General features: G+C 28.5%; 1 protein-coding gene. It reads left to right on the top strand.

The features are described from left to right. The coding region (locus GNE10_RS34965; RefSeq protein ID WP_185570566.1) for a glycosyltransferase at window positions 1-663 on the top strand (663 nt) is incomplete at both ends.

Below are 663 nucleotides of genomic sequence, written 5' to 3'. Positions count from 1 at the left end.
CTATTGTGAAAATTTAATTTCTAAATTAATTAATTCTATTCAAAAGACCAGCAATATTGACTACAAAGTTATTATTATCAATAACTCTCCAGACGATCGCTCAATTGATAACCTCAAAACTGAATCTGTATTGATTTTTGATGCAGGAGCTAATTTAGGTTTTGGTTGTGCTTGTAATTTAGGCTTAAAATGGATTTACATTCAAGACCCCCAAGCTTATGTTTGGATAATTAATCCAGATGCTTATTTCACAGAAAATACTTTAGATAAAATTCAGCCTTTTTTTGAGTTGCATCCAGAAATTTCAATTCTTGGTACATTTATCTCTACGCCGAAAAGTCAAGTTTGGTTTGCTGGCGGTCGATTTATTCCTACAACTGGTGCCATTATTACTGAAAAAAAGGTAAAAAATATAGATGCTGATTATGTAAATTGTGATTGGATTTCTGGCTGTAGTTTAATTCTTAATTTTAATAATTTTTCTGAATGTCCTTATTTTGATTCTGATTACTTTCTTTATTACGAAGATGTAGACTTTTGCTTAAGGTATAAAAATCAAGGACATGTAATTGGAATAAATAATAAATTTGTAGTTTGCCATGAAGTATCATCAATTACTAATAGAAATATTTTTAAAAAATTTAGAAATGCTACCTATAGTTA

The organism is Nostoc sp. 2RC, from assembly GCF_014222165.1.
GTDB classification, from domain to species: Bacteria; Cyanobacteriota; Cyanobacteriia; order Cyanobacteriales; family Nostocaceae; genus Nostoc; species Nostoc linckia.
Note: the sequence above shows the minus strand (reverse complement) of the source record. Positions and strands in the feature narration are given on the sequence as shown.